Origin of the sequence: Planktothrix sp. FACHB-1355 (assembly GCF_014748295.1) — a bacterium.
In the GTDB taxonomy this organism is placed as follows: domain Bacteria; phylum Cyanobacteriota; class Cyanobacteriia; order Cyanobacteriales; family Aerosakkonemataceae; genus Aerosakkonema; species Aerosakkonema funiforme_A.
In genome coordinates this window covers 1-7,076 of the sequence record NZ_JACJUP010000249.1, presented here as the reverse complement: position 1 = coordinate 7,076, position 7,076 = coordinate 1, and the positions used below count along the sequence as shown (strand labels likewise).

Below are 7,076 nucleotides of genomic sequence, written 5' to 3'. Positions count from 1 at the left end.
CCCCTAGCCCCTAGCCCCTAACCCCTAACCCCTAGCTAGATATAAAAGATTTTTGTGCAGTCGGCAACAATACGTAAGTTTCTGGTAAGTTAGCCTAAAATATATTTCACATAAGATTAACGGTAAAGTTATGACTGTCTGCGAGTATAAGCCAGGTCTGGAAGGCATTCCCGCTGCCCAATCAAGCGTTAGCTACGTGGATGGACAGCAAGGTATATTGCAATATCGGGGTATCCGTATCGAAGAACTCGCAGAAAAAAGTACCTTCCTGGAAACATCCTATCTTTTGATTTGGGGTACGCTGCCAACGAAAGAAGAACTGGAAGCCTTTGAACATGAAATTCGCTACCATCGGCGAATTAAATATCGGATTCGGGACATGATGAAATGCTTTCCCGAAAGCGGACACCCGATGGATGCGCTACAAGCTTCAGCCGCTGCATTGGGTTTGTTCTATTCCCGCAGAGATTTAGATAACCCGGCTTATATCCGCGCTGCTGTAGTGCGACTTTTGGCGAAAATTCCCACAATGGTGGCAGCTTTTCAGCTGATGCGGAAGGGAAACGACCCCGTACAGCCTCGCGATGATTTGGGCTATTCGGCTAATTTTCTGTATATGCTGAATGAGCGGGAACCAGATCCGCTGGCAGCTAGGATATTCGATGTCTGCCTAACGCTGCACGCAGAACATACGATGAATGCTTCCACGTTTTCAGCACGGGTGACAGCTTCAACTCTGACAGATCCTTACGCAGTCATGGCTTCGGCTGTGGGGACTCTGGGTGGCCCACTGCACGGGGGCGCAAATGAAGAAGTGATTGCGATGTTGGAAGAAATTGGCTCGGTGGAAAATGTCCGCCCTTATCTGGAAGATCGCCTGGAACGCAAAGCCAAAATTATGGGCTTCGGACACCGAGTATACAAGGTAAAAGATCCGCGAGCAACTATTCTCCAAAATCTGGCAGAGCAGTTGTTTGAAAAGTTCGGTCGGGATAAGTACTACGATATTGCGGTGGAGTTGGAAAGAGCTGTAGAAGAAAAACTCGCTCACAAGGGAATTTACCCGAACGTGGATTTCTACTCTGGCTTGGTTTACAGTAAGATGGGTATTCCGACGGATTTGTTTACGCCAATTTTTGCGATCGCTCGCGTGGCCGGTTGGTTAGCTCACTGGAAAGAACAGCTCGAAGAAAACCGCATCTACCGTCCGACTCAAGTTTACACCGGACTGCACGAAGCTGCATATATACCGATCGAAGAACGTTAGCAACATAGTCCGCCAGGGGTTCAAACCCCAGCGTCATAGCGAAAGTCCACTGAAGTGGACTGATACCAAATCCGGGTTATTTAGCCCCTTTATAGTGTGGGGTGTAGGGGTGAAGCATTGCGGCGATAAGTGTATTCCCAAGACCCAAAGTTTTTCTACCGCAATGCTTCACCCTTCTTAGGGATAAAGGGAGTTTCGATCCCGGATTTGGACTGATGAAAAATTGGTTTTTAAAACCTGTTTTTCGCTAACAATTTCGTATTTATTACTTAAAGAAATGTGATTGCAGAACTCACGCCAGAACAAGAAGCTCTGATTCCAGTTTATCTAGAAAAGTGGCGCAGTATAGCTCTCTCCACCGAACCGATCGACCGTCAAAAAGCTTCTGAAGCGGTCAAAGCAGTTTATGAGATAATTGGCGAACAAGAGCCATTAATTGTTTTTTTTGATAGTCCTTATTCGGCTTTAAGCCATAAGGAAAGTCTGCACATAAAACAGGTCGGTAAAAAACTGAAGAGTGCAGTAATTGACAAACTGTGGAAACCATTAGAAATTCAGTTAGGCAAACAAGTAGATAGTCAACTAAAACGGTGGTTGCACAGGCAACTGCTCAAGAGTCAAATGGGCAACATCCAAATGAGTCAATTAAGGGAAAAGTTGGCGATAAAACTAGAAAAACATAACTGTATTCGACCGGAAATATGGAGTTTGAATTGCTGTAAGGCTGAGTTTTATATTAATGTTTTAAATTGCCAGAGCGCTCGCAACAAAGATTGGCAGGTATTGCAGACATTTCTGCAAGATTGTGGATGGATTATTCCTTATAAAAAGCTGTGCATAATATGCGATCGGCCTAGAAAAATATCTTTAGACGATCGAGGAAGCTTCCATGCAGAAGGAGAACCTGCAATTGCATTTGTTGATGAATTTAATATCTATGCTTATCGCGGTGTAAGATTGCCTGAAAAATACAGTAAATTGCCTCCTTCTCGCTGGCAAACACAGTGGATAGCTGAAGAGATTGACGCTCGATTGAGGCGAGTTTTAGCTGAGGGATGTGGCTACAAAATTATTACCGAATTTACGCCAGAGCAAGAAGCTTTAATTCCAGTTTACAAGGAAAAGTGGGATGCGATTCTACTTTCTACAGAGCGAATCGATCGCCAAAAAGCTCAGGATGCAATAAAATCAGCTTATGGAAGTATTGGTAAAAATGAGGTAGATATTCTTTTTTATGATAGCCCTTATGCTGCTGCGATAGACATAAATAAACAAGGAGAAATAAAATTAGGTAAACCAATAAGAGGCAAGCTGGATAGCCAGTTAGCAATAAAACTGTGGCGACAAGTGGAGAGCCAATTAGAAATGCGATTGAAAGAGCAATTGTGGGACCGACAGCGAAGTATGCTGGCATCGCGATTGGAGATCTCTCTTCGGCGACAAATGAGTAGGCAATTACAGGATAATCTATGGGTAAATTTTCCCAAAGCTTTTATCCGAAAAATAGGTACTTCTTGGGCTAAGGAGATTGAATTTTATATTACCGTGTTAGGTTGCCAGCATAACTTTCAAAAAGAATGGGAGTTGTTTCAGCTATTGGTAAAGAATGCCTTTTGGATTTTGGCTTACGAAAATGTTTGTTTTGTATGCGATCGACCGACGAAAATAAACTTTGACGCTCGACAAAGATTGCACGCCGAAGGAGAACCTGCCCTTGAGTTTGCCGATGGATATAGCCTGTACGCTTATCACGGGGTAAACTTACCTCGGAAATACGGATACCTGCACCCGAAAAAGTGGCGATCGCAATGGCTTTTACAAGAGACAAACGCAGAGTTAAGGCGAGTTTTAATTCAAGCGATCGGCTACGAGAGAATTTGTCAAGAATTGCAAACAACAGAATTAGACTTATTTCGAGAATACACTTTATTAAAAATAGATGATGCTGATGTCGAGCCAATTCATTTATTGAAGATGACTTGCCCCAGTACCGGACAAATTCACGCCTTGCGCGTACCACCCAATTTAACATCTGCACGAGAAGCAATTCGGTGGGTAAATTGGGGAATAGATCCAGAGAAATTTGCAATCGAAACCTGAACGGAGATTTGTGGAGTGAAAAAGTGGAGTAAAAAAGTGAGGGGGAAGAAATTCCTAATTTTAAATTCCTAATTTTAAATTTTAAATTTTAAATTTTAAATTTTAAATTTTAACTTTTGACTTTTGACTTTTGACTTCTACGTAGCGGCACTAGCAACTTGAGCTATTACATTTTCCTATCCACATCATAGACTTCCATCTTTAGTCAATCCTCTAGGTAGATGACATTGCCTTTATAGGCACCCAGCCCGCTGCGCGGAAGACCCACGACAGCAAGCCGCACTTATAGCGGTTTGCAAGCGTTGATGGTACTTAATTTTTGTCCACTCCCCCACTCCCCCACTCCCCCACTCCCCCACTCCTCCACTCGCAAGGCGCTGTAGTTGCACCAGCAAAGTCTTGCGGCATCCGACGGTATACTAAACAGTGAAGTTGTAAAAAAAACTTCACAAATCAAAGTAGTAACGGTTGGTTTGGCATTGCCTCAGCCATTTTTGAGAGCGGGGAACATGAACTCAGGAATTGACCTGCAAGCAATCTTTATTGAATCGCTAATGGACTTGGGCGTCCCAGCTGGTGCCGCTAAGGCAATCTGGATGCCCCTGCCAATGGTGCTGATGATTATTGGTGCAACGGTAGGAGTGCTGGTATCAGTCTGGTTAGAGCGAAAAATTTCGGCGGCTGCACAACAGCGGATTGGCCCGGAATTCATGGGGCCATTCGGGATACTGGCACCTGTAGCCGATGGTATGAAGCTGGTCTTTAAAGAAGATATTCTCCCAGCTAAGTCGGATTCCCTTCTCTTCACGCTGGGGCCGATCATCGTGGTGATCCCAGTGTTTCTGTCCTACCTGATCGTACCCTTCGGACAAAATCTGGTAATCACAAACATCGCCGTTGGTGTATTTCTGTGGGTGGCTCTTTCCAGCATTGCCCCAATTGGTTTGCTGATGTCAGGGTATGCCTCTAACAACAAATACTCCTTGTTGGGGGGTTTACGGGCTGCCGCACAGTCGATCAGTTATGAAATACCCCTGTCGCTGTCGGTGCTGGCAATCGTGATGATGTCCAACAGCCTCAGTACGATCGACATCGTAGACCAACAATCGGGTTACGGTATCCTGGGTTGGAACCTCTGGCGTCAGCCGATCGGATTCATCGTATTTTGGATTTGTGCCTTAGCAGAATGCGAACGGATACCCTTTGACTTGCCGGAAGCTGAAGAAGAACTGGTGGCTGGCTATCAAACCGAGTATTCTGGGATGAAATTCGGTTTGTTCTACGTGGGTTCCTACGTCAACCTGGTTCTCTCTTCTCTACTCTTCTCCATACTTTACCTGGGCGGCTGGGATTTTCCCGTTCCGATCGATCGCATCGCCAGCTTGTTCGGAGTCAGCGAGACAAATCCCTGGTTGCAGGTAATCGCTGCTTCTTTAGGCATCACCATGACAGTTCTGAAAGCTTACTTCCTCATCTTTCTCGCTATTCTGCTGCGCTGGACGGTACCCCGCGTCAGAATTGACCAATTGCTAAATTTAGGGTGGAAGTTCCTTTTACCGGTTTCTCTGGTAAACCTGCTGTTAACCGCCGCCCTCAAGCTAGCATTCCCCTTTGCCTTCGGCGGCTAAATAAATTTCAGATTTTAGATTTTAGATGACAAATTTGCGCCAAATCTAAAATCTAAAATCTAAAATCTAAAATTCCCAAGAGAGTGAGACACGATGCTAAAGTTCCTCAAACAAGTTGGCGATTACGCCAAAGAAGCCGTTCAGGCAGGTAAATACATCGGTCAAGGTTTGGCAGTTACCTTTGACCATATGCGCCGTCGTCCGATTACGGTACAGTATCCCTACGAAAAACTTATCCCTTCAGAACGTTTTCGAGGACGCATTCACTTTGAATTTGATAAGTGCATTTCCTGCGAAGTTTGCGTCCGCGTTTGTCCGATCAACCTGCCAGTAGTAGATTGGGAATTCAACAAGGAAACGAAAAAGAAACAGCTGCGACACTACAGCATTGACTTCGGAGTTTGTATCTTTTGCGGCAACTGTGTGGAATACTGCCCGACAAACTGTTTATCTATGACAGAAGAGTACGAGCTTTCCACATACGATCGTCACGAATTAAACTTCGATAACGTGGCTTTGGGACGTTTGCCATATAAAGTAACTGATGACCCGATGGTCACACCGCTGCGCGAACTTGCGTACTTGCCAAAAGGTGTGATGGACCCTCACGACGTTCCAGACAGCTATCGTCGGGCCGGTCAACTTCCAGAGGAAATTTTGGAAAAATCGGAAAAGTAGGTTTAATTGTTCATTGTTCGTTGTTCCTTGTTCGTGGCTATGAATGATGAACAACGAACAAAAGGAGAAATAACTGTGGATTTAGCGCAAGGGGTTCAGATTGTTTCGTTTGCCATACTGAGCGTGATGATGATTGGAGCAGCTTTGGGTGTGGTGCTGTTTTCCAACATTGTCTATTCAGCTTTCTTGTTGGGCGGAGTTTTTATCAGCATCGCCGGAATGTACATTTTGCTAAATGCTGATTTTGTAGCAGCAGCACAAGTGCTGATATATGTAGGTGCGGTAAACGTTTTGATTTTGTTTGCCATCATGTTGGTGAACAAGCGCCAAGATTTTACACCCCTTAAGAGCGCTTGGCTTCGTCAGGGAGCAACAGCCCTAGTCTGTGCTGGTTTGTTTGTCTTATTAGGCACAATGGTTTTGGCAACTCCTTGGGCGATTTCTACGGAAGTCGCTACTACAAGTGAAAGCTCAATTATGCGAATCGGTCAACATTTCTTTAGTGACTTTTTGCTACCTTTTGAGCTAGCATCGGTGTTATTGTTAATCGCAATGGTGGGTGCGATCGTTTTGGCACGGCGCGAATTTTTGCCGGAAATAACCGAAAGTACAAGCGTACAACAACAAGTTTTAACTTTGCCGGAACGTCCTAGAGAATTGGTGCCCGCAGGCAGCGATTCTTCCACGCTGACAAGCGATCGAGGCGCTCAAAACAAGTAATAGTCATTGCCAATCCAAAATCCAAAATCCAAAATCCAAAATCTAAATTGGTTGACCACTTCGCTCAAAAAGAGGATTCATGCTGCAACTGCAATATTTCTTACTCTTAGCTGCTGCCCTTTTCTGCATAGGTATCTACGGTTTGATTACCAGTCGCAATGCAGTGCGGGTACTGATGTCAATTGAATTGCTGCTGAATGCAGTGAATCTTAATTTGATGGGTTTTTCCAATTTTCTAGACCCGCAAGCAATTAAAGGTCAGGTTTTTACTGTGTTTGTGATTACCGTAGCAGCTGCTGAAGCGGCAGTTGGGTTGGCGATCGTACTGGCGATTTATCGCAACCGCGATACGGTAGATATGGAGCAGTTTAACTTGCTCAAGTGGTAATGGAGAATTTTAGATTTCAGATTTTAGATTTCAAATTTGAAATCTGAAATCTGAAGTCTGAAATTACCGAAATTTTATCGCTTTGACCGAAAAAAGGGGTTTCAAGCCTTCCATTGAAATGGGAATAATCAAAAAGTTTTTCCGAATTTCAAGCTCTGTCCGCTCATTGCGGAGTCAATCCTCTCATCCAAAATCCTCTCATCCAAAATAGGGTGAAGTACCCTACTTAGTTATTAGTAAAATCATTATTTCACCAATATAAAAAAGTGGAACTAAAACAGGTAATTATAGCACA

General features: G+C 44.2%; 6 protein-coding genes. All 6 read left to right on the top strand.

Annotation, left to right across the window (positions count from 1 at the left end; translation table 11 throughout):
• Window positions 1-130: 130 nt before the first annotated feature.
• Window positions 131-1,267: a citrate synthase gene (locus H6S82_RS12935; protein ID WP_190469609.1), complete on the top strand. Its 1,137-nt coding sequence runs from the start codon at window positions 131-133 to the stop codon at window positions 1,265-1,267.
• Between the two features lie 279 nt (window positions 1,268-1,546).
• Window positions 1,547-3,367, top strand: a complete 1,821-nt coding sequence (locus tag H6S82_RS33465; protein WP_242056931.1) for a DUF6745 domain-containing protein — start codon at window positions 1,547-1,549, stop codon at window positions 3,365-3,367.
• A 509-nt stretch (window positions 3,368-3,876) separates the two neighbouring features.
• Window positions 3,877-4,995, top strand: a complete 1,119-nt coding sequence (gene nuoH, locus H6S82_RS12925) for an NADH-quinone oxidoreductase subunit NuoH (RefSeq protein WP_190469612.1) — start codon at window positions 3,877-3,879, stop codon at window positions 4,993-4,995.
• A gap of 93 nt (window positions 4,996-5,088) precedes the next feature.
• Entirely contained in the window at window positions 5,089-5,673 is a 585-nt protein-coding gene (ndhI, locus tag H6S82_RS12920; RefSeq protein WP_190469615.1) for an NAD(P)H-quinone oxidoreductase subunit I, read from the top strand.
• Between the two features lie 75 nt (window positions 5,674-5,748).
• The gene (locus H6S82_RS12915) at window positions 5,749-6,393 is read left to right on the top strand and encodes an NADH-quinone oxidoreductase subunit J (protein ID WP_190469697.1); all 645 of its coding nucleotides are present in this window, start codon (window positions 5,749-5,751) and stop codon (window positions 6,391-6,393) included.
• An 82-nt stretch (window positions 6,394-6,475) separates the two neighbouring features.
• Window positions 6,476-6,781 (top strand): NADH-quinone oxidoreductase subunit NuoK, encoded by a 306-nt coding sequence (nuoK, locus tag H6S82_RS12910; RefSeq protein WP_190469700.1) that lies wholly within the window; start codon window positions 6,476-6,478, stop codon window positions 6,779-6,781.
• Window positions 6,782-7,076: the final 295 nt, after the last annotated feature.

Coding starts and splice junctions, on each gene's coding strand:
- H6S82_RS12935 (WP_190469609.1), top strand. CDS start 131: ATGACTGTCTGCGAGTATAAGCCAGGTCTGGAAGGCATTCCCGCTGCC.
- nuoH (WP_190469612.1), top strand. CDS start 3,877: ATGAACTCAGGAATTGACCTGCAAGCAATCTTTATTGAATCGCTAATG.
- ndhI (WP_190469615.1), top strand. CDS start 5,089: ATGCTAAAGTTCCTCAAACAAGTTGGCGATTACGCCAAAGAAGCCGTT.